The sequence below is a fragment of the Streptomyces sp. SS1-1 genome (genome assembly GCF_008973465.1).
Lineage (GTDB): Bacteria > Actinomycetota > Actinomycetes > Streptomycetales > Streptomycetaceae > Streptomyces.
Genome location: NZ_WBXN01000004.1, coordinates 6,380,131 through 6,402,111, shown reverse-complemented (window position 1 = coordinate 6,402,111; position 21,981 = coordinate 6,380,131). Strand labels below are relative to the sequence as shown.

The window sequence follows — 21,981 nt, the reverse complement described above, 5'->3', positions numbered from 1 at the left end:
CCGGCCGTCCGGCCGTCACCCGATGGGCGCCGGCATGTTGTACGGCGTCACCACCTGGATCGCCGACGGCACCGTCGGCCCGGCCGGGGGCAGCGCGCCGTGCGCCCGCATCACCACGTGGCACGCCTCGCGCAGGTCGTGCCGCAGGTCGTGGTGGAGCACGACGGACAGCCGGTGCTCGCGCAGCAGCCGGGTGTTGTCCCCGTCCAGGTCGTGGGCGACGAACACCGCGCACGCGCGACCGAGGTCCTCGAAGGCGCGCAGGGTGGCGATGTTGCCGCCGCCGATGGAGTAGACGGCGCGGATGTCCGGGTCGCGTTCCAGCGCGGCCCGCACCAGGTCGTACTGGGTGGCGTCCAGTCCCTGGCCCTCGGCGATCTCCACGAGGGTGCGCTCGGGGTGCAGGGTCCGCATGGCGCTGCGGAAGCCCATCTCGCGCTCCTCCTCGTTGCGGAAGAAGCCGCTGCTGAGGCTGGTCAGCACGTTGCCGGGCCGGTCCCCCAGCCACTGGCCCATGAGGTAGGCGGCGGTGGCGCCCGCGGCCCGGTTGTCGATGCCGACGTAGGCGAGGCGGGCCGTGGCGGGGAGGTCCGTGACCAGGGTGACGACCGGGATGCCGGCGTCCACGAGCCGGGCGACGGCGGCGGTGACCTCGGGGACGTCCGGGGCCTTGAGGATGACGCCCTGCGAGCCGCGGCGGGCGATGCGGTCGAGCGTGCCGGTCAGTTCCGCGACGGGCCCGGTCTCCCGGAAGTGGAAGCGGGAGCGCACCACGGCCGGGTGCAGCGCCGGCAGTTCGGCCTCCAGGGCGGCGCGGACGGCCGTGGTGAACCGCTGCGGGGCCTGCATGACGATGTCGACCATGAAGGTACGGCCCTGGAGGCGGACCTGGGTGCGCTGCCGGTCGAGGTCGGCGATGGCCTGGTGGACCTCGCGCGCGGTGCTCTCGCGCACCCCCTTGCGGCCGTTGAGGACCCGGTCGACGGTGGCCTCGCTCAGACCCGCCTGACGTGCGATCTCCCGGATCGGGAAGGGGTGGCCCATGCGACGGCTCCTGAGGGGTTTTTGATGGCTTCCTGCTGGTTGTTCGACGGGATTGTCAGGACAAGAATGGCATCACTGAGCCGCCCCTGTCATCGAGAGGACGACGATGTCTCTCACTTCCACGCACCGCCCGGTGTGGCTGTCCGAGCGCGACTGCGACCTCGCGGACTTCCGTGAGCTGGTCGAACGGACGACCGACCGCGCCGACTACCCGTACGCCCGTTCCGTGGAGCAGGGCGTCCTTCTGTACGACAGCGCCCGTCTGCGCGCGGCGGACGACCCGCGGGAGGTCCGGGCCGAGCTGGTGCGCGCCCTCGCGAACGGTCCCGGCATCGTGGTCCTGGAGGGCGCCTTCCCCGACCCGGCGGTCGTCGACCGGCTCACCGCCGTGTTCGACGCGCTGATCGCGGAGCAGCGCGCCGCGGGCACCGCCGCCGGCGACCACTTCGCCAAGCCGGGGGCCAACGACCGCGTGTGGAACGCCCTGGAGAAGGCCGCCCTGCACGACCCGGCCGCGTTCGCCGACTACTACGCGAACGACATGCTCGCCCTGGTGTCGACGGCCTGGCTGGGGCCGGGCTACCAGGTCACCTCGCAGGTGAACGTGGTCAACCCGGGCGGTGCCGCGCAGAGCGTGCACCGCGACTACCACCTGGGCTTCCTGTCGAACGAGGTGGCGGCCGCCTATCCGGCGCACGTGCACACGCTGTCCCCCGCGCTGACCCTCCAGGGCGCCGTCGCGCACTGCGACATGCCGGTGGAGTCCGGGCCGACGATGTACCTCCCCCACTCGCAGCGCTACACGCCGGGGTATCTCGCCTGGCGGCTGCCCGCGTTCCAGGACTACTTCGAGGCGCACCACGTGCAGCTCCCGCTCGCCAAGGGCGACGCGGTCTTCTTCAACCCCGCGCTGTTCCACGCCGCCGGCACCAACCGCTCGGCGGACATCCGGCGCACCGCCAACCTCCTGCAGGTGTCGTCGGCGTTCGGGCGGGCCATGGAGACGGTGGACCGCGAGGCCGTGGTGAACGCCGTCTACCCGGTGCTGCTGGACCGGGTCGCCGGGGGCGCCGGCGCCGCCTGGGCGGAGAACGTGATCGCCGCGAGCGCCGAGGGCTACCCGTTCCCCACGAACCTGGACGCCGACCCGCCGGTCGACGGACTGGCCCCGCCGTCCCAGGCGGAGACCGTGCGGCGGGCGCTCGCCGAGGGCCGGACCCCCGAGGCGCTGCGCGAGGACCTGCGGGCCGCCGCCGAGCGGCGCGAGAGCTGACGGAAAGGACCCGGAACACCCATGGGACTTCTCGACGACAAGGTCGTCCTCGTCAACGGCGGCAGTCAGGGCGTCGGTGCCGCCGTCGCCCGGGCCGCCGTGCGCGAGGGGGCGGTCGTGGCCGTCACCGGGCGCCGCGCGGAGCCCGGTGAGGCCCTGGTGGCCGGGCTGACGGCCGCCGGGGGCAAGGCGATGTTCGTCCAGGCCGACCTCGCGGACGCCGAGCGGGCGAGCTCCTCGGTCGCCGAGGTCGTGGCCGCGTACGGCCGGATCGACTGCCTGGTCAACTCGGCGGGTCTGACGTCCCGGGGCACGCTCCTGGACACCACGCCCGAGCTGTTCGACCAGCACATCGCGATCAACCTGAAGGCGCCGTTCTTCGCCATGCAGGCCGCCGTGGCCGACATGGTGACGCGCGGCGAGCCCGGCACGATCGTCAACATCATCACGTCCTCCGCGCACGGCGGGCAGCCGTTCCTGGCGCCGTACGTCGCCGCCAAGGCCGGTCTGGTGGGCCTCACCCGCAACGCCGCGCACGCGCACCGCTGGGACCGCGTCCGGATCAACGGCCTGAACATCGGCTGGACGGCGACCGAGGGCGAGGACGTCACCCAGAGGACGTTCCACGCGGCGTCCGACGACTGGCGGGAGCGGGCGGCCGCGAAGCTGCCCATGGGCAAGCTCGGACAGCCCGACGAGATCGCCGACTTCGTGGTGTTCCTGCTGTCCGAGCGGTCGGGTGTGGTCACCGGCTCGGTGATCGACTGGGACCAGAACGTCCTCGGCGGCCTCGACTAGCAGTCGCGCATCCCCTCCCCTCCCTCGTAATCCCCCTGCTCGACAAGGAAGTTGCAGCATGCGTATCGGAATCCTCGGCCTCGGCCGTATCGGCGCCTTCCACGCCGAGACCCTCGCCGGTCTCGACGTGGTGGACTCCCTCGTCGTCACCGACCCGTTCACGGACGCCGCCAAGGCCGCCGCGGAACGGTTCGGCGCCGAGGTCGTGGACTCGCCGCAGGCCCTGCTGTCGGCCGGTGTGGACGGCATCGTCGTCGCCGCCGCGACCGACGCCCACCCCGCGCTGATCCTGGCCGGCGTCGAGGCGGGCATCCCCGTCTTCTGTGAGAAGCCCGTCGCCCGCACCATGAGCGAGGGCGTCCAGGTCCTCAAGGCCGTCCAGGACAAGGACGTGCCCATCCAGATCGGCTACAACCGGCGCTTCGACGCCGGGTTCGTCGCCGCCCGGGACTCCGTGCGGAGCGGTGAGCTGGGCACGCTGCACACCGTGCGCTCGACCACGCTGGACCCGGCGCCGCCGCCGGCCGCGTACATCGCCGCGTCCGGCGGTATCTTCCGCGACTGCTCCGTGCACGACTTCGACATCATCCGCTGGGTGACCGGCCGCGAGGTCAGGGAGGTGTACGCGGTCGGCGGCAACAAGGGCGCCGACTACATCGCGGACGCGGGCGACGCGGACACCACCGGCGCGATCCTCACCCTGGACGACGGCACCATCGCCGTGGTCTCCAACTCGCGGCACAACGCGCGCGGTTACGACGTCCGCATGGAGATCCACGGCTTCCAGGACTCCATCGCGGTCGGCCTGGAGGACAAACTGCCGCTGCGCTCGGTGGAGCCCGGCGTGACGTTCCCGGCGGGCACCCCGCACGACTTCTTCATGGACCGCTTCACCGACGCCTACCGCGCCGAACTCACCGCGTTCACCGAGGTCGTGGCCGGCTCGCGGCCGTCCCCCTGCACGGTCGAGGACGCCTTGGAGGCGGGCTGGATCGCCGACGCGTGCACGCTGTCGCTGCGGGAGCACCGCCCGGTGACGATCGAGGAGGTGCGGCTGTCCTGAGAGGCAAGTTCGGCGAGAAGGACGTGCCCGCGCCGCTTTGGAAGGGTCGCGGGCCTGCCTTCAGCCGTCGAGGAATCCCCTCAACTCCGCGGTCAGGTCGCGTAGCCCAGGCACGACCGCCGTTTCCTCGCAGCGTTCCATCAGGCCATGCGCGTGGGCGAGGCGTCTGCGCGCCCAGCGGCGGGAGCCCGTGGAAGTGGTCGAGTCGGCCGCCGATTTCTCCGAAAGATGCTCCATCAGGAACAGCGCCCGGACCAGAGCGAAGGATTGGTAGGCAGGCAGCACTTCCGCATCGGTGACCGCTGCGGGATAGCCAAGGCTCTCCAGCTCGTCCAGGTAGAGCCTGCACAGAGCCTGGCGTTCCGGCCAGTCGCTGTCCTTGAGGTCGAGAGCGGCATGGTCCTCGACCAGTTGCACCACCTCGTAGAGCAGTGGGAGGTGTCCATGGGGCTCGAGATCGAGTGCGACCATCTTGCCGTTATCGGTGATCAGCCAGTTCTCCGCGTGCGCGTCGCGACCCGGCATGGCAGGCGATGTGAAGGAAGCGAGCGTTTTCCAGCGAGCAGCGAGGGTGTCCGCAAAGGGAACGCCGAGTCGGCCCGCGCGTTTGGCCAGGTCGCCCGCGACCCCCGAATAGGCGTCCGTGACCGTGGCTGAGGCCTGTCCATTCCGCAGTCCGGACTCCTCGGTCGCCCAGACGTGAATGCGCGCCAGATAGCGCACGGCACGAGAGACCGCTGCGAGCGGGTGCGCTTCGCGCCCTTCGTAGGCGTCCGCGATGACCGCCGCCAGACTGCGGCCCACCGCGCGACGGGACGCTAAGGCGGTGTCCGGAGCGGGGTCACGTGAGGTCGGCCAGTCTTCGGGAAGACCGACCATCGCCAGGGGGACAGGCAACAGCATCCAGTCCGGTGCCCGGGTGTTTCGCAGATACCGCCGCAGAGACGCCAGGCGATCGCGCTCCGCCTCGGCCTCGCCACGACTGGTCGGCTTAAGCACGAGTGTCGCCGACAGAAGACGCTGCGGGTCGTCGAGTACGAAGGTCTCCGATCGTCCCCCGAGGACCTCTTGCCTGAAGGGCTGGGCGTGGACGGCCGTCCACGCGGCCTCCTGATAGAGCCAGGCCTGATCTCCCTGGCGGACCGCGCGACGGATCTCCGATACCTTCGGGTCCGCGTGTTCGTCATCACCGAGTTCCGGTGTCTCGTTCTCCTGCTGATTCCCGTCCGCTCCATCGGCCGGCGTGCCCTTCCTCGCCCGGGCAGCCGCGAACTCTGCAAGCTGCATCAGCGGCCAGGGCCACTGCGGATCAAGTTGCCACGCCTGGACAGCGAGGTCGACGGCCGCGGCGAACTCCTCCGGCGCCCTGGTCAAACGCCACAGTTGGTGATGGCCGGCGGCCGAGACACTGTAGTTCCCGGGATTGAGGTCACCGATGTCCCGGGCTCGGGCCTTGTACTCGAGCGCGGTCCGGAGGTCCCTCTCGCTGCCCGTACGCGCCCGCCGCAGATAAGCCTCGCCCAGCAGGCCGTGCACGTTGTCCGGAGCCCGGTCATCCTGCGATGTCGTTTCGAACCACTCGATCGCCTCGGCGATGTGGTTCGGCGCGCGTGTGAGGGAGTGGAGCCGCAGGCAAACCTCGCCAAGCAAGCCGGTGACTCGCGCGGAGGGGAACTTCTCGCCGATCGCGTCGCCACCGCTGGCCGCCGCATTCTCTTCCAGGCAAGCGGTGAGCACGTCCTTCGCTTCGTGCAGGAGCATCACCGCCTCGTCGTCGGCACCGCCTGCGAGCTTCACGACCTTCGCGTAGTACAAGGCCGCCCGGCCCAGCGCCACCCGGGCTTCTCTGCTCTCCTCTCCGGCCAGCAGAAGATCGTTGCGCAACTGGCTGTACAAGGCGGAAGCCGATCGGACGTCCAGCCCGTCGACCGGCTCGGCGTGCGGAGACTGTGCCCTCTTGAGCCGGTACTCCCCCAGAGTGACCAGCCAGCGGGAAGAGCCCACGACGTGTGGCCCCGCTCGTTCGATCAGAGCATCGGCCACATCCCAGATCGCGGGAAGCTCCGCCGGATCGTCGGACAGCCGCGTGAGCACTTCGAGTAGAAATGTGAAGTGCCCCGCGCTGGTGTCCTTCTTCGCCTCGGCGTACTCCAGGTCCGCGCGGGCTCCCCGCAGGAGGCCGAAGGGCTGCCGGGTGTTCCGGGCCAGGTAAAGCCTGGTGACTCCGCGTTTCCCGCGCCAAATGCGTCGTGCCTTGCTCTCCGGGGCCAGCAATCGGTCCGCCTCGGGTTCGACCGTCTCCCAGCAGCGCATCGCCTCTTCGAGCATGGGACGGACCAGTCGGCTGCGGCCCTGGGACATTTGTTCCGTCGCGTAGTCCTGGAGCGACCCGGCTAGGTACAGCTGCACATGGAAGAACGTGGCATCCCAGCGCAGCCCGGCGAAACGCGTCCCGACCACGGCAGGTCCCGGTCGCAGGACATTCCGGACGGCGAGACAGACGAGGATGGCCCGCTCGGGGTCCAATTCGTTGTACGAAGCGCGCCAGACGACGGGCAGGGCTCGCAGGGCAGTCCGAGGGTCCAGCAGTTCTTGAAAGGTACGGTCCGGGCAGAAATCCGTGACCCGGTCCAGAAGGTCTGGGGTGAACGGGAAGTTCAGCGCGAGCGTCTGGCGGTACAGCAGCGTCAGAAGGTCCTCGCTCACCGGGTTTCCGCCTGCCCGGTGGTAGGCCGCCGCACCGGATGGATGTCCTCACGAAAGCGCTCGTCGCCGATCAGGAAGGCGGATTGCGGCAGCACCATGTGCGCGCCCTCTCGCCCCAAGGCGATGCCCTGCCGGCTCACCGCGATGATGTGCTCTTCCAAGGGGTCACGCGCGAGCACGAGCAACGCCGCACGGAGTTCGAGGGCTTCTGGTTTCTCAAGCATGAGGTCGTACACCTCGAAGAACCGGACCTGCCGGTACGGCGCTCCAGCGACCTTCATCGGACCGTCCACCACCCGGCGCACCAGGGTGAAGTTGATGGACGCGACCGAGGGAGCCAACTCTGGGTGACCGATCTCGGCCACCTCCTCAACGAGTTCACGGCGCAGGCAGTCCGACGCCGGCTCACGGCCGGACCCGCCATACAACCAACGTGCGAAGTCCGGCACCTTGACCGCTCGTACGAAGCCACGTAAGTCGCACCGCATCACCTCCTGGCTGCGCTCCTCACACTCGAAGCCCAGCTTGTCCAACTTGCGGCGACCCGACTCGTAATACTTGACCACTCCCCCGGGCGGGCCGAAGGTGGCCGGACGCGTGGGCGAGTCGAACAGGACGTAGCAGTCTTCGTCGTCGAGCCGCAGGAGCACGGCCACCGATAGGCGTACGCGCCGCCATGGTGTGAACAGGAGTACCAGCAGATGGAGATGCCGCCGGTTCTGCCAGAGCGTCTTGCCGATGTACATGACCAGTGCCGCGGCGACTGTGACGGCTACGCGAACGGCGATGTCCTCGAGCACAGGATCCCCCCTCTTCGAGACGGGGATCCTAGCGGGTGTTGTGTCACGTTGCGCACACTGCCGGTGATCAAGGGTGGCATTGAAGCAACAGGAGGGTCGGCTACGAACGGGCCGTGTTCGTCACCGGTACATGGCTGGCCGCTCCGGAAGCTCGACCACGGCCCGGCCGCCCCGCTCCAGGGCCCGTACGCCCGCCGCCGACACCGCCGCGACGGCGTAGCCGTCCCAGGCGCTCGGGCCCGTCACCTCGCCCCGGCGGGTGGCGTCGACCCATGCCTGGACCTCGCGGTCGTAGGCGTCGGCGAAGCGTTCCAGGTAGTCCTGGGCGATGGTGCCGCCCCAGTGGCCGGCGGTCTGGGTGACCAGGGCGTGGGCGTCGCCGACGCGGGCGGTGCCGCGTTCGCAGACGACCTCGGCCTGGACCTGGTAGCCGAAGCCGCAGTTGACGAAGATCTCGACGTCGGCGACCGCTCCGCCGTCCGTCTCGAAGACGACGAACTGGGGGTCGCGCAGGCCGGCGGGAGCATCGCCGGACGGTGTCGGGGTGAGCACGGTGACGGACGTGATCTCGTGGCCGAGGAGCCAGCGGGTCACGTCCATCTCGTGGGACACGGAGTCCTCGATCAGCATCGAGGAGGTCCAGCCGGACGGGCTCGCCACATTGCGGTGCCGGTGGTGCAGCAGCAGCGGGCGGCCCAGCCGGCCCGTGTCCAGCAGCGCCTTCAGCCGCGCGTACTCGGCGTCGTAGCGCCGCATGAAGCCGACCTGGACCCGGCGCCGGCCGAGCGCGCACTCGGCCTCGACGATCCGGAGCGCGGCGGCCGGGTCCGGGGTGAGCGGCTTCTCGCACAGGACCGGCAGACCGTGCTCGAACGCCGCCATGAGCGCCGCCTCGTGGGCGGGGCCGGGTGAGGCGACGATCACCGCGTCGACGTCGGGTGAGGCCATCGCGGCGGCCGGGTCGGTGTGCACGGCGCAGCCGCCGGCCCGGGACGCGACGGCCTCGGCGCGTCCCCGGTCGACGTCCACGACGGCGGTCACGCGGGCCCCGCTGACGGTCTGCCGGACGCGGCGCACATGGTCGGCGCCCATCCTGCCGGTGCCGATGACGGCGACGCCCAGGTCGTCCGGACGGTGGGGCATGGTGTTCGGCGTCCTCTCGGGGGCGTCAGGCGCCGCAGGACCGGAGGAACCTGCGGGTGCGGACCGCGATGGGCAGGGGCTTGTCCGGCTCGCAGGGGTACATGTCCTGCTCGACGATCGCGAACAGGTCGACGTCCAGCTTCTGCGCGGCCTGAAGGACCGGGCCGAGCTCCGGCACGCCGGCCGGGGGCTCGCACATGACGCCGCGGGCCACGGCGGGGCCGAAGGGGACCTCGTTCTTCACGACGTCCGCGAGGATGTCCGGGTCGACCTGCTTGAGGTGCAGATAGCCGATGCGCTCGCCGTAGGTCTCGATCAGCTTGACGCTGTCGCCGCCGCAGTAGGCGTAGTGCCCGGTGTCCAGGCACAGGTTGACCAGGTCGGAGTCGGTCGAGTCGAGGAAGCGCTCGACGTGGGCCTCGGTGTCGATGTGGGTGTCGGCGTGCGGGTGGACGACGATGTCCAGCCCGAACCGCTCGCGCACCTCGCGGCCGAGCCGTTCCATGCCCTGGGTGAGGTGCCCCCACTGCTCGGCGGTGAGCTCGGAGGGCTCCAGGATCTCGGCGGTCTTGTCGTCGCGCCAGAAGGACGGGATGACGACGAGGTGCTTGGCGCCCATGGCCTGGGTGAGCGAGGCGACCTCGCTGACGTGCTCCCAGGTGGAGTCCCAGACGCCGGGGCCGCGGTGCAGGCCGGTGAAGATGGTGCCGGCGGAGACCTTGAGGCCGCGCCGGGTGATCTCGTCGGTCAGCCGGGCCGGGTCGGTGGGCAGGTAGCCGTACGGGCCCAGCTCGATCCAGTCGTAGCCGGCCTCGGCGACCTCGTCGAGGAAGCGGTCCCAGGGCACCTGGGCCGGGTCGTCGGGGAACCAGACGCCCCAGGAGTCGGGGGCGGAGCCGACCCGGATACGGTCCAGCGCTGCGGGCATGTCAGGACTTCCCTTCCGAGGAGGCCACGGGTGCGGTGAGGGCGTCGGCTTCCGGGAGCTCCTCGACGTCGACGCCGCGGACCTGCGACAGTTCGTGCTTGAGCGCGGCGAGTTCGGTGCCGCCGGCCATGTGGTTGGTGAGCTCTTCGAGGCTGACCTCGTCGCGGGAGGCGTTGAGCTCCATGGTGCCGAGGCGCAGGACGCTGAAGTGGTCGCCGACCATGTAGGCGTGGTGCGGGTTGTGGGTGATGAAGATGACGCCGAGGCCGCGGTCGCGGGCGGCGGCGATGTATTTCAGGACGACGCCGGACTGCTTGACGCCGAGGGCGGCGGTGGGCTCGTCCAGGATGAGGACGCGGGCGCCGAAGTAGACGGCGCGGGCGATCGCCACGCACTGGCGCTGGCCGCCGGAGAGCGTGCCGATGGGCTGCTCCAGGTCGTCCAGGACGATGCCCATGTTGCGCAGTTCCTCGTCGGCGGTCTTCTTCATCCGCTGGATGTCGAGGCGGCGCAGGGGCCAGGGGCCCTTGGTCATCTCGGAGCCGAGGAAGAAGTTGCGCCAGACCGGCATCAGCGGGACGACGGCGAGGTCCTGGTAGACGGTGGCGATGCCCTTGTCGAGGGCCTCGCGCGGGGTGGAGAAGCGCACGGGGGTGCCGTCGACGAGGAACTCGCCCTCGGTGTGCTGGTGCAGCCCCGAGATGATCTTGATGAGGGTGGACTTGCCGGCGCCGTTGTCGCCCAGGACGCAGGTGACCTGGCTGGGGAAGACCTTCAGGTCGACGCCGTGCAGGGCGCGGATGTTGCCGTAGGACTTGCCCGCGCCGCGCAGTTCGACGAGCGGGGCTCCCCCCTCGGGGGTCCGGTCCTCGGAGGTCCGGTCCTCGGGGGCCTGGTCCTTCACCTCGGCACCCTGGGTGCCGTTTCCTTCGGTGGTCATGTCGGTCACCTCCTGGTCGCCGTGCGCTGGACCCACTGGTTGATGAGGACGGCGCCGAGGAGCATCACGCCGAGGAACGCCTTGAACCAGTCGGGGTTCCAGCCGGCGTAGACGATGCCCTGCTGGACCATGCCGAACATGAAGGCGCCGAAGACCGGGCCGATCGCCGAGCCGGCTCCGCCGGTGAGCAGACAGCCGCCGATGACCGCCGCCGCGATGTAGATGAGCTCCTGGCCGACGCCCTCACCGGACTGCACGGTGTTGAACGAGAACAGCTGGTGCATGCCGACGAACCAGGCGCCGAACCCGACCAGCATGAACAGCGAGATCTTGGTGAAGGTCACGGGGACACCGACGGCCCGCGCGCTGTCCTTGTTGCCGCCGACGGCGAAGATCCAGTTGCCGTACTTGGTGCGCAGCAGCACCCAGGTGGCGAGGGCGGCGAAGACCAGCCACCAGACGACGGTGATCTTCACGTTGACGCCGCCGACCTCGAAGGACGAGGCGAACAGCGCCTTGGCCTGGTCGAAGCCGTCCATGTCGCTGATGTCGTCCGTGGCGACGTTCCCGGTGACCAGCTTGGTCACGGCGAGGTTGACGCCCTGGAGGATCAGGAAGGTGCCCAGGGTGACCAGGAAGCTCGGCAGTCCGGTCTTGACCAGCATCCAGCCGTTGAACAGGCCGACGCCGAGCGAGACGACGAGGGCGACGATCACGCCGACCCAGACGTTCATCGTCAGCTGGTAGCTGACCATGCTCGCGGTCAGGGCGGAGGTGATGACGGCGACGCCGGCGGAGAGGTCGAACTCGCCGCCGATCATCAGCAGGGCCACGGGCAGCGCCATGATCCCGATGGTCGACGACTGGTACAGGATGTTCGCCATCGAGCTGCCGTCGCGCACGGCGGGCGCCGTGACGAGGAAGAAGACCAGCACCGCGACGGCGCCGAGGAAGACGCCCACCTCGGGCCGGGCCAGCAGACGCAGCGCCAGCGGGCGCCGGGCGGTCCGCCCGTCGGTCTCCTTGCCCGGGCCGGGGGCCGGCGGTGGGGTCACCGCCGGCTCAGCCTGTCGGGTCATGCTCATCACCGGGTGCCCTTCGCGGCGAACTTGTCGATGGTCTCGACGTTCGACTTGTCGACGAACGCCGGGCCGGTCAGCACCGGGGCCTCGCCGCCGCCCATGTAGTTGCCGTTGTTCTTGTACAGCCACAGGGAGTCGATGGCCAGGTAGCCCTGGAGGTAGGGCTGCTGGTCGACCGCGAACTCGATGTCGCCCTTGCTGATCGACTTGGTCAGGTCCTTGTTGAGGTCGAAGGTCGCGACCTTCGCCTTGCTGCCGGCCTCGGACACCGACTGCACCGACGTCAGCGCGAACGGGGCGCCGAGGGCGACGACGTAGTCGATGTCACTGTCCGTCTTCAGTTTGGCGGTGATCGTGGACTTCACGCTCGGCATGTCCGTGCCATTGACGTTCAGGGTCTCCAGGTCGCCCTCGAACGTCTTCTTCACACCGTCGCAGCGCTGGGTGAGGCCGATGTTGCCCTGCTCCTGGATGACACAGACGGCCTTCTTGGCGCCGGACTCGTTCAGCCGCTTGCCGAGGGCCTCGCCGGCCACCGTCTCGTCCTGCCCGAAGAACTCCGTCAGGCCGAGCTTCTGCCACTCGCTGACGCCGGAGTTCAGGCCGACGACGGGGATGTTCTGCGCCTTGGCCTTGCTCACGACGTCCTTGAGGGCGTCCGGCTTGGCCAGGGTGATCGCGATGCCGTCGACCTTCTGGTCGATCGCGTTCTGCACCAGGTTGGCCTGGCTGCCGGCGTTGGGGTCGGCGGAGTAGATCAGCTTGATGTTGTCCTTGGCGGCGGCCGCCTCGGCGCCCTTGCGGACGATGTCCCAGAAGGTGTCGCCGGGCGACTGGTGCGTCACCAGGGCGACCGTCATACGGGGCGTGTCGGCCTTGCCCGCAGAGGCGTTCGCCCCGCCCTCCTCGGCGTCCTTGCCGCCGGAGCTGCTGGAGCAGCCTGCGAGGGTGAGCGCGGCCGCGGCGGCCACGGCCACGACGGAGGCCAGCTTGCGCGAGCGGGGGTAAGAGCGGTCCATCTTTCCAGCACCTCACTGTGCGACGGGGTGTGCGACGGGGGGAAAGGGTGATCACCGGGTTACACGGTCCGGGCCTTGCCTGGGCCGGGCAGTGTGCCGTGGAACACGACGGTTGCGCTGGGACGGGATCAAATCCCTAGATGCGCCCGCTGTCAATACTTTGTTAAGACATCATTTCACGCTCAGGTCCGAATGTAAGTACAAAGTATTGACAGCGTCGGTCTCCGCGTCCTACACCTGGGAGGCGGCAGGCCCCTCGGGACCCGCACCCCCTGTCCAGCTCTAGGAGCGTCACGCATGGCCGAGACAGCCAAGCCCTTCGACTTGATCACGATGGGAAGAATAGGAGTCGACCTCTACCCCCTGCAGTCCGGCCTCCCTCTGGAGCGGGTGGAGACGTTCGGCAAGTTCCTCGGAGGCTCGGCCGCCAACGTCGCCGTCGCCGCCGCCCGGCTCGGCCGCGACACCGCCGTGATCACACGCACCGGCGCCGACCCGTTCGGCGCGTACCTGCACGAGGCGCTGAAGGACTTCGGCGTGGACGACCGCTGGGTGACCCCGGTCGCCGCCCACCCGACCCCCGTGACGTTCTGCGAGATCTTCCCGCCCGACGACTTCCCGCTGTACTTCTACCGGCAGCCCAAGGCGCCCGACCTGGAGATCCGCACCGACGAGCTGGACCTCGGCGCGATCGCCGCGGCCCGGGTCTTCTGGATCACCGGCACCGGCCTGAGCGAGGATCCGAGCCGGACGGCGACACTGGCCGCGCTCGCCCACCGCGCCAAGGCCGGCGTCACGGTCTTCGACCTCGACTGGCGCCCCATGTTCTGGCGCGACCCCGACCAGGCACGCCCGTACTACGCCGAGGCCCTGCGGCACGCCACGGTCGCCGTCGGCAATCTGGACGAGTGCGAGGTCGCCACCGGCGTCCGCGAGCCCGAGGCGTGCGCGGAGACCCTGCTCGCGGCCGGCGTGGAACTGGCGGTCGTCAAGCAGGGCCCCAAGGGCGTGCTGGCGGTCCACCGCGACGGCACCCGGGCCGAGGTGCCGCCGGTACCGGTCGAGGTCGCCAACGGGCTGGGGGCGGGCGACGCCTTCGGCGGCTCCCTCGTCCACGGGCTGCTGTCCGGCTGGGACCTGGAGACGGTCATGCGCCACGCCAACGCCGCCGGAGCGCTCGTCGCCTCCCGCCTCGCCTGCTCCTCCGCCATGCCCACCGGGTCCGAGGTCGCGGACCTCCTCGCCCGGGCGTCGTGAACGCCCGCCGAGCCACCCCTGAACGGAGCTTTCGTTGAGTCTCTCCATCCCCGACCTCACCGCGGTCAGAGCCCGGCACCCCGAGGCGATCGCGGAGGCCGCCGCCCGGCGGGTGCGCCGCCCGCTGATCGGCGAGAGCGGGCGCCTGATGATCGTGGCCGCCGACCACCCGGCCCGCGGCGCCCTCGGCGTGGGCGACCGGCGCCTCGCCATGGCCAACCGGGCCGAGCTGCTGGAACGTCTCTGCGTCGCGCTGTCCCGGCCCGGCGTCGACGGGGTCCTGGCCACCGCGGACATCCTGGAGGACCTGCTGCTCCTCGGCGTCCTCGACGGCAAGGTCGTCATGGGCTCCATGAACCGGGGCGGCCTCGCCGGCGCCTCCTTCGAGATGGACGACCGCTTCACCGGGCACCGCGCCGAGGACATCGAGCGCATGCGGTTCGACGCCGGCAAGCTGCTGGTCCGCATCGACCTCTCCGACCCCGGCTCCCTGGCCACCCTGGAGTCCTCGGCCCGCGCCGTCGACGCGATGGCCGCGCGCCGGCTGCCGCTGTTCGTCGAGCCCTTCGTCTCCCGGCGCGTCGACGGCAGAGTGCGCAACGACCTGTCCGCCGAGGCCGTCACCCGCTCCATCGCCATCGCCTCCGGCCTCGGCGGCACCTCCGCCTACACCTGGCTGAAGCTCCCGGTCACCGACGACCCCGACCGCATGGCCGAGGTCCTGGAGACCTCGACGCTGCCCGTGGTGCTGCTGGGCGGCGAGGTCGGCGGCGACCAGGAGGGGGCGTACGAGCGCTGGCGCAAGGCGCTGCGGCTGCCGACGGTGCAGGGGATGGTCGTCGGCCGCTCGCTGCTCTACCCGGCCGAGGGCACTGTGGAGACGGCGGTGGACACGGCCGTCGGCCTGTTGTGACACGCACGGCGACGCGGAGGAACGACTGTGACGCGGAGGAACGACTGTGGCGCGGAGGAACGACTGTGACGCTCGATGACGCGATGACGTACCACCTCCCGGCGGGGAAGGCGCCCGGCGGCCCGTACGTCGTGGACGTCACCCCGGAGACGGCCCGCTGGGGGTACTCCAGCCTGCGGGTGCTGGAGCTGCCGCCCGGCGGCACGCACAGCTTCGAGACCGGCGACAGCGAGTGGATCGTGCTGCCGCTGGCCGGCGGCTGCACGGTGACGGCCACCGACGACTTCGGCCACGACACCTTCCCGCTCACCGGCCGCGACGACGTGTTCAGCGCCGTCACCGACTTCGCCTACGTCCCGCGCGACGCCCGGGCGGCCGTCACCTCGCCGGGCGGCGGGCGGTTCGCGCTGACCGGGGCGCGCTGCACCCGGCGGCTGCCGGCCCGCTACGGACCGGCCTCCTCGGTGCCGGTGGAACTGCGCGGCACCGGGAACTCCTCCCGGCAGGTGAACAACTTCGGGGCGGCCGGGGTCTTCGAGTGCGACAAGCTGATCGCCGTCGAGGTGATCACGCCGGGCGGCAACTGGTCGTCGTTCCCGCCGCACAAGCACGACGAGCACCGGCCCGGCGAGGAGTCGGTCCTCGAGGAGATCTACTACTTCGAGTTCGCCGGCCACGAGGGCACACCCGGCCTCGGCTACCAGCGTGTCTCGCCGTCCGGCCACGGCCGCGGCACCGACGTCCTCGCGGAGGTGCGCGACGGCGACGTCGTCCTCATCCCCGACGGCTGGCACGGGCCGTCCATGGCGGTGCCCGGCCACCACATGTACTACCTCAACGTCATGGCGGGCCCCGAGGACGAGCGCGCCTGGCTGATCTGCGACCACCCCGACCACGCCTGGATCCGCGGCACCTGGCCGGACCAGCCCGTCGACCCCCGTCTGCCCCTCTACACCGCCCCGTCCCAGTGAGGTCACCGATGAGCCCATCCACCGTCCGTCTGACCGTCGCCCAGGCGCTGGTGCGGTTCCTGTCCGTCCAGTACACCGAGCGCGACGGTGTCCGGCACCGGCTGATCGCCGGCACCTGGGGCATCTTCGGGCACGGCAACGTGGCCGGCGTGGGCCAGGCGCTGCTGGAGGCGGGCGAGGAGGCCATGCCGTTCCACCAGGGCCGCAACGAGCAGTCCATGGTGCACGCTGCGGTCGGCCACGCCCGCCAGCTCAACCGGCTCTCCGCACAGGCCGTCACCACGTCGATCGGCCCCGGCGCGACCAACCTGGTCACCGGCGCGGCGCTCGCCACCATCAACCGTCTGCCGGTCCTGCTGCTGCCCGGCGACTACTTCGCCTCGCACGCCCCGGACCCGCTGCTCCAGCAGCTGGAGCACCCGACGGAGGCGGACGTGTCCGTCAACGACACGCTGCGCCCGGTCTCCCGGTACTTCGACCGGATCACCCGCCCCGAGGCGCTGATCCCGTCCGCGCTGCACGCCATGCGGGTCCTCGCCGACCCCGCCGAGACCGGCGCGGTGACGCTGGCCCTCCCCCAGGACGTGCAGGCGGAGGCGTACGACTGGCCGGAGGAGTTCTTCGCCGAGCGCGTCTGGCCCGTACGGCGTCCCGCGCCCGACCCGGCCGAACTGGCGGCGGCCGTCGAGGCGATCCGCTCGGCGCGGCGCCCCCTGCTCGTCGCGGGCGGCGGGGTGCACCACAGCGAGGCCGAGGACGCGCTGCGGGCGTTCGTCGAGGCGACCGGCATCCCGGTGGCGTCCACGCAGGCGGGCAAGGGCTCGCTGCGCTTCGACCACCCGGCCGACCTCGGCGCCATCGGGCACACCGGCACCTCGGCCAGCGACGACCTCGCCCGCACCGCGGACCTGGTGATCGGCGTCGGCACCCGGTACACCGACTTCACGACGGCGTCCGGAACCCTCTTCCAGCACCCGGACGTGCGCTTCCTGAACGTCAACATCACCGGCTTCGACGCGCACAAGCTGTCCGCGCGGACGCTGGTCTGCGACGCCCGCTCCGGGCTCACCGCCCTCACCGAGGCGCTGGCCGGGCACCGGGTGGACGCCGCCTACGAGGCGGAGTACCGGGCCGGCCGGGAGCGCTGGGACGCGGTGGTCGAGGCCGCGTTCCGGGCCGACGACACGGCCGTCCCGACGCAGACGCAGGTGCTGGGCGCGCTGGACGCGGTCGTCGGCGACGACGACGTGGTGATCAACGCGGCCGGTTCGCTCCCCGGCGACCTGCACAAGCTGTGGCGGGCCCGCTCGCCGCGCCAGTACCACCTGGAGTACGGCTACTCCTGCATGGGCTACGAGATCCCGGCCGCGATCGGCGTCCAGCAGGCCGCGCCGGGCACCCCGGTGTGGGCGCTGGTCGGCGACGGCACGTATCTGATGATGCCGACGGAGATCGTGACCGCCGTGCAGGAGGGCCTGCCGGTCAACGTCGTCCTGATCCAGAACCACGGCTACGCCTCCATCGGCGGTCTGTCCGCCGAGACCGGCGGCGAGCGGTTCGGCACCGCCTACCGCCACCGGGCCGCCGACGGGAGCTTCACCGGCGCCCCGCTGCCCGTGGACCTCGCCGCGAACGCGGCCAGCCTCGGCATGGAGGTGCTGCGCGCCAAGACCGTGGGCGAGCTGCGGGAGGCGCTGGCCGCGGCCCGCGCCTCGGACCGGCCGACCTGCGTGTACGTCGAGACGGACACCACCCGCTCGACGGCGCCGGGCGCCGAGGCGTGGTGGGACGTCCCCGTCGCCGAGGTCGCCGGCCGCGAGGCCGCCGTCGAGGCCCGCGAGCGCTACGACCGGCAGGTCACCGCCCGCCGCCACCACCTCTGAGCCCTCCTCTCCCGCTCCACCTCCGAGCCCGCGCTCCCCCGCTCTCCCCCCGCTCCCCCTGCCCCCTCGAAAGGCCCCGCATCGCCATGAAGACCCTGACCCACTGGATCGACGGCAAGCCCGTCGAGAGCACGTCCGGCCGCTACGGCCCCGTCCACAACCCCGCCACCGGCGCCCAGGAGAAGCAGGTCGGCTTCGCCACCGTGGAGGAGGTGGACGCCGCGGTCGCCTCGGCGAAGGCGGCGTTCGAGAGCTGGGGCCAGTCGTCGCTGGCCCGGCGCACCGCGATCCTGTTCAAGTACCGCGAGCTGCTGGACGCGCACCGCGACGAGCTGGCGCGGCTGATCACCGCCGAGCACGGCAAGGTGCACTCCGACGCCCTCGGCGAGGTCGCGCGCGGACTGGAGATCGTCGAGCTGGCCTGCGGGATCTCCGTGCAGCTGAAGGGCGAGCTGTCGACGCAGGTGTCGACCCGGGTGGACGTGGCGTCGATCCGGCAGCCGCTGGGCGTGGTCGCCGGCATCACGCCGTTCAACTTCCCGGCGATGGTGCCGATGTGGATGTTCCCGCTGGCGATCGCGTGCGGCAACACCTTCGTGCTGAAGCCCAGCGAGAAGGACCCGTCGGCGTCCCTGCTGCTGGCGGAACTGGCCGCCGAGGCGGGACTGCCGGAGGGCGTGCTGAACGTCGTACAGGGCGACAAGGTGGCCGTGGACCGGCTCCTGGAGCACCCCGACGTGGAGGCGGTGTCGTTCGTCGGCTCGACGCCGATCGCGAAGTACATCCAGCTCAAGGCCGTCGAGCACGGCAAGCGCGTACAGGCGCTCGGCGGCGCCAAGAACCACATGCTGGTGCTGCCCGACGCCGACCTGGACCTCGCGGCCGACCAGGCGATCAACGCGGCGTACGGCTCGGCGGGCGAGCGCTGCATGGCGGTCTCGGTGGTCGTCGCGGTCGGCGGCATCGGCGACGACCTGGTCGCCCGGATCGCCGAGCGGGCGCGGAACCTGCGCGTCGGCCCGGGCGACGACCCGGCGTCCGAGATGGGCCCGCTGATCACCCGGGAGCACCGCGACAAGGTGGCGTCGTACGTGGCGGGCGCGGCCGCGCAGGGCGCCGAGGTCGTGGTCGACGGCACGGGCCTCACGGTCGAGGGGCACGAGGACGGCTTCTTCCTCGGGGTCTCGCTGCTCGACCGGGTGCCGCTGACGGCGGACGCGTACCGGGACGAGATCTTCGGCCCGGTGCTGTGCGTGGTGCGCGCGGAGACGTACGAGGAGGCCCTGAAGCTGATCAACGACTCCCGCTGGGGCAACGGCACCGCGATCTTCACCCGCGACGGCGGCGCCGCCCGCCGCTTCCAGCTGGAGGTGAAGGCGGGCATGGTCGGCGTGAACGTGCCGATCCCGGTGCCGGTCGGCTACCACTCCTTCGGTGGCTGGAAGGACAGCCTCTTCGGGGACCACCACGTCTACGGCAACGACGGCGTCGCCTTCTACACCCAGGGAAAGGTGATCACCACCCGCTGGCCGGACCCGTCCGACGGCGGCATCAACCTCGGTTTCCCCAGCAACTCCTGACCCGGACAGGGAGGTTCGTCCGATGGCGAGGACCCGCGGCGCCGCCCGTGCCGGATCCGTCTGCGCGCTGGACCCGCTGCACTTCGCCCTGGACCGGGGCAGTCCGGTGCCGCTGTACCACCAGCTCGCGCAGCAGCTGGAGGCGGCGATCACCCGCGGGGCGCTCGCCCCGGGCGACCTGCTGGGCAACGAGGTCGACCTGTCGGTGCGGCTGGGCCTGTCCCGGCCCACCGTCCGGCAGGCCATCCAGTCGCTGGTCGACAAGGGCCTGCTGATCCGGCGGCGCGGGGTGGGCACGCAGGTGGTGCACAGCCAGGTGAAGCGGCCCCTGGAGCTGACCAGCCTCTACGACGACCTGGAGGCGGCCGGCCAGGGCCCGACGACCCGCGTCGTCCGCAACGGCCGTGTCCCGGCCCCGGCCGACGTGGCCGCCGCGCTCGGTGTCGCGGAGGGCACCGAGGTCACGGTCCTGGAGCGGCTGCGCTGCACGCACGGGCAGCCGGTGGCCATCCTGTGCAACCACCTCCCGGCGGACCTGCTCGACCCGGACACGGCCCGGCTGGAGGCGACGGGCCTGTACCGGATGATGCGGGCGGTCGGCATCACCCTGCACAGCGCCCACCAGACGGTCGGCGCCCGCCGCGCCACGGCCGAGGAGGCCACCCGCCTCGACGAACACGAGGGCGCGGCCCTGCTGACGATGCAGCGCACGGCGTACGACGACACGGGGCGGGCGGTGGAGTACGGGACGCACATCTATCGGGCGTCGCGGTACGCGTTCGACTTTCAGTTGATGGTCAGGGCCTGAGGCGTGTCCGCACGATCGGCACGGGGAGAGCACTCCCTGGCGCGTCATGCCGGAGTGCGGTCGCCGGCGTACCAGGCGACGGTGTGCCGGACGCCGTCCTCGAGGGAGACGGAGGGCTCGTAACCGGTGAGGGACCGCAGCAGGCGCAGGTCCGGGCAGCGGCGGGCCACCGACCCCGCGGGGGCCGGCGCATAGGTGATCTCGGGGTCGTGGCCGACGACGCGCAGCACCAGCTTGGTGAGGTCTGCGATGTTGGTCTCCTCGGCGTCGTTGCCGATGTGGACGATCCGGCCGTCGGCGACTTCGGGCACCATCAGCCGGCGGATCGCGTCCACGGCGTCGTCGACATGGCAGAAGGCGCGGGACTGTTCGGCGCCGTACACGCGGAACGGGTCCTCGCCACGCAGCGCCCGCAGGGCCACTTCCGGGATGACGTGGGACTCGCCCATGCGGGGTCCGTAGACGTTGTGGAAGCGCCCGATGACGCAGGGGATGCCGCGGGCGCGCGCGGTGTGCACGACGGCGGCCTCGCCGAGCATCTTGCTGACCCCGTAGGCGAAGCGCGGCGCGGTGATGTCCCGCAGGGTCAGCGGCACGTTCTCGGGGGTCGGCACCGGTACCGTGCCGGCGCTGACGCCGCCCGCGTACACCTCACTGGTGGAGGCGAAGAACAGGCGTTCGCCGGGCCGGATCCAGTCCAGCGTGTTCAGCACGACGAGGCTGTTGACGCGGACCACGCGCGCCGGGTCGCGTTCGACGTTGCGGACTCCGACGACGGCGGCGAGCAGGTACACCTGGTCCCAGCCGTGCGGGATGTCCCGGAAGCCGTCCGGCCGGGTGAGGTCGGCGTGCAGCACCTCGGCTTCGACGGAGGCGAGGGCGGGGTCGTCGCGTCCGCGGGAGAAGTCGTCCACGACGGTCACGCGATGGCCGTCGGCCACGAGAGCGCGGGCCAGGTGGAGGCCGATGAAGCCCGCGCCGCCCAGGATGAGTGTCTTCATGCCGCCACCACCGGGACCGGGGCGGCGGGGGCCGCCGAGGTGTAGCCGAGGCCCTCGTAGCGCACGCCCCGGGCGGTGATCCCGGCCTTGTCGAGGATCCGCCAGGAGTCGAACACCATGCGGGTGCGTGCGCCCTCCAGCGCGCGGTTCATGTCGAGGGCGCGGTAGTCGGGGTGGTCGGTGACGACGAGCACGGCGTCGGCCTCCCGGAAGCCCGTGAGGAGGTCGTCCACGGGTTCGCCGCCGCGGGCCCGGATCACCTCCGCCCCCACCAGCGGGTCGTGGCCGAGCACCCGCAGCCCGGCCTCCTCGAAGACCGGCATCATGGCGGCGATCGGGGTGCCCCGCATGTCGTCGGTGGGCGGCCAGCCCTTGTACGCCCAGCCGAGCACGTACAGGGTGGTGCCGCCGACCGCCCGCAGGGCGTCGGCCACGCGGGCCGCCACGTGCACCGGCAGGTCCTCGTTCAGCTTCCTCGCCGCCCCGATCAGTCCCGGCCGGTAGCCGGCCCGTTCACCGGCGAACGCCATGATGTACGGGTCCTTGGACAGGCAGCCGCCGCCCACGTACCCGGGCTTGGCGATGTCCGGGCGCGGATAGTCCAGGTTGGTCGCCCGGACCACCTCGAGCGGGTCCAGTCCGAAGCGTTCGCTGAGCATGGCGAGTTCGTTGCCGAAGGCGTAGATGACGTCGGTGTGGCAGTTGTTGGTGAGCTTGACCAGTTCGGCCGCCTCGAGGCTGGACACGGGCAGGACCTGCTCCGCGAGTCCGG

19 protein-coding genes are annotated in these 21,981 nt (G+C 71.2%); 9 read left to right on the top strand and 10 right to left on the bottom strand.

What is annotated here, in order from left to right; all coding sequences use genetic code 11:
* Positions 1–15 precede the first annotated feature (15 nt).
* The gene (locus F8R89_RS30520) at positions 16–1,044 is read right to left on the bottom strand and encodes a LacI family DNA-binding transcriptional regulator (protein ID WP_151786973.1); all 1,029 of its coding nucleotides are present in this window, start codon (positions 1,042–1,044) and stop codon (positions 16–18) included.
* 106 nt (positions 1,045–1,150) lie between these two features.
* Between F8R89_RS30520 and F8R89_RS30515 the strand changes: the two genes are divergently transcribed.
* From F8R89_RS30515 to F8R89_RS30505, 3 genes are read left to right on the top strand one after another with little or no spacing between them, the layout of a single operon-like run.
* Positions 1,151–2,317, top strand: a complete 1,167-nt coding sequence (locus F8R89_RS30515) for a phytanoyl-CoA dioxygenase family protein (protein WP_151786972.1) — start codon at positions 1,151–1,153, stop codon at positions 2,315–2,317.
* Between the two features lie 21 nt (positions 2,318–2,338).
* Positions 2,339–3,115, top strand: a complete 777-nt coding sequence (locus F8R89_RS30510; protein ID WP_151786971.1) for an SDR family oxidoreductase — start codon at positions 2,339–2,341, stop codon at positions 3,113–3,115.
* A 58-nt stretch (positions 3,116–3,173) separates the two neighbouring features.
* Positions 3,174–4,178 carry a Gfo/Idh/MocA family oxidoreductase gene (locus F8R89_RS30505; protein WP_151786970.1) on the top strand — a complete coding sequence of 335 codons (1,005 nt, stop codon included), beginning with the start codon at positions 3,174–3,176 and terminating at the stop codon, positions 4,176–4,178.
* 60 nt (positions 4,179–4,238) lie between these two features.
* On the opposite strand, the gene F8R89_RS30500 is transcribed toward F8R89_RS30505, so the two are convergent.
* From F8R89_RS30500 to F8R89_RS30470, 7 genes are all read right to left on the bottom strand, one after another.
* Positions 4,239–6,884 carry a hypothetical protein gene (locus F8R89_RS30500; RefSeq protein ID WP_151786969.1) on the bottom strand — a complete coding sequence of 882 codons (2,646 nt, stop codon included), beginning with the start codon at positions 6,882–6,884 and terminating at the stop codon, positions 4,239–4,241.
* A complete protein-coding gene (locus tag F8R89_RS30495; RefSeq protein WP_151786968.1) occupies positions 6,881–7,684 on the bottom strand; it encodes a hypothetical protein in 804 nt (267 codons plus the stop codon). The genes F8R89_RS30500 and F8R89_RS30495 overlap by 4 nt, the downstream gene beginning before the upstream one ends.
* 120 nt (positions 7,685–7,804) lie before the next feature.
* The gene (locus F8R89_RS30490; protein ID WP_151786967.1) at positions 7,805–8,827 is read right to left on the bottom strand and encodes a Gfo/Idh/MocA family protein; all 1,023 of its coding nucleotides are present in this window, start codon (positions 8,825–8,827) and stop codon (positions 7,805–7,807) included.
* Positions 8,828–8,852: 25 nt separating this feature from the next.
* Complete coding sequence (locus tag F8R89_RS30485; protein ID WP_151786966.1) at positions 8,853–9,755, bottom strand: sugar phosphate isomerase/epimerase family protein; 903 nt, start codon at positions 9,753–9,755, stop codon at positions 8,853–8,855.
* 1 nt (position 9,756) lies between these two features.
* A complete protein-coding gene (locus F8R89_RS30480) occupies positions 9,757–10,695 on the bottom strand; it encodes an ATP-binding cassette domain-containing protein (protein WP_151786965.1) in 939 nt (312 codons plus the stop codon).
* A 5-nt stretch (positions 10,696–10,700) separates the two neighbouring features.
* Positions 10,701–11,780 (bottom strand): ABC transporter permease, encoded by a 1,080-nt coding sequence (locus F8R89_RS30475; RefSeq protein ID WP_151786964.1) that lies wholly within the window; start codon positions 11,778–11,780, stop codon positions 10,701–10,703.
* Positions 11,780–12,796: a sugar ABC transporter substrate-binding protein gene (locus tag F8R89_RS30470; protein WP_151786963.1), complete on the bottom strand. Its 1,017-nt coding sequence runs from the start codon at positions 12,794–12,796 to the stop codon at positions 11,780–11,782. The genes F8R89_RS30475 and F8R89_RS30470 overlap by 1 nt, the downstream gene beginning before the upstream one ends.
* A 297-nt stretch (positions 12,797–13,093) precedes the next feature.
* Between F8R89_RS30470 and iolC the strand changes: the two genes are divergently transcribed.
* From iolC to F8R89_RS30440, 6 genes are all read left to right on the top strand, one after another.
* On the top strand, positions 13,094–14,053 hold the full coding sequence (iolC, locus tag F8R89_RS30465; RefSeq protein WP_151786962.1) for a 5-dehydro-2-deoxygluconokinase: 960 nt from the start codon (positions 13,094–13,096) through the stop codon (positions 14,051–14,053).
* Positions 14,054–14,087: 34 nt separating this feature from the next.
* Complete coding sequence (locus F8R89_RS30460) at positions 14,088–14,966, top strand: deoxyribose-phosphate aldolase (protein ID WP_151786961.1); 879 nt, start codon at positions 14,088–14,090, stop codon at positions 14,964–14,966.
* Positions 14,967–15,049: 83 nt separating this feature from the next.
* A complete protein-coding gene (gene iolB, locus F8R89_RS30455) occupies positions 15,050–15,937 on the top strand; it encodes a 5-deoxy-glucuronate isomerase (protein ID WP_151788350.1) in 888 nt (295 codons plus the stop codon).
* An 8-nt stretch (positions 15,938–15,945) separates the two neighbouring features.
* Positions 15,946–17,820 (top strand): 3D-(3,5/4)-trihydroxycyclohexane-1,2-dione acylhydrolase (decyclizing), encoded by a 1,875-nt coding sequence (iolD, locus tag F8R89_RS30450; RefSeq protein ID WP_151786960.1) that lies wholly within the window; start codon positions 15,946–15,948, stop codon positions 17,818–17,820.
* Between the two features lie 86 nt (positions 17,821–17,906).
* Positions 17,907–19,400: a CoA-acylating methylmalonate-semialdehyde dehydrogenase gene (locus F8R89_RS30445; RefSeq protein WP_151786959.1), complete on the top strand. Its 1,494-nt coding sequence runs from the start codon at positions 17,907–17,909 to the stop codon at positions 19,398–19,400.
* A 22-nt stretch (positions 19,401–19,422) separates the two neighbouring features.
* Positions 19,423–20,208, top strand: coding sequence for a GntR family transcriptional regulator (locus F8R89_RS30440; protein ID WP_151786958.1), 786 nt, complete (start codon positions 19,423–19,425; stop codon positions 20,206–20,208).
* A gap of 44 nt (positions 20,209–20,252) precedes the next feature.
* Here the strand turns inward: F8R89_RS30440 and F8R89_RS30435 are convergent, their stop codons facing one another.
* Together F8R89_RS30435 and F8R89_RS36950 are read right to left on the bottom strand one after the other, a co-directional pair.
* A complete protein-coding gene (locus F8R89_RS30435) occupies positions 20,253–21,209 on the bottom strand; it encodes an NAD-dependent epimerase/dehydratase family protein (RefSeq protein ID WP_151786957.1) in 957 nt (318 codons plus the stop codon).
* Positions 21,206–21,955, bottom strand: coding sequence for a UDP binding domain-containing protein (locus F8R89_RS36950; RefSeq protein ID WP_225994540.1), 750 nt, complete (start codon positions 21,953–21,955; stop codon positions 21,206–21,208). Before F8R89_RS36950 ends, F8R89_RS30435 begins: the two co-directional genes overlap by 4 nt.
* Between the last annotated feature and the right edge of the window lie 26 nt (positions 21,956–21,981).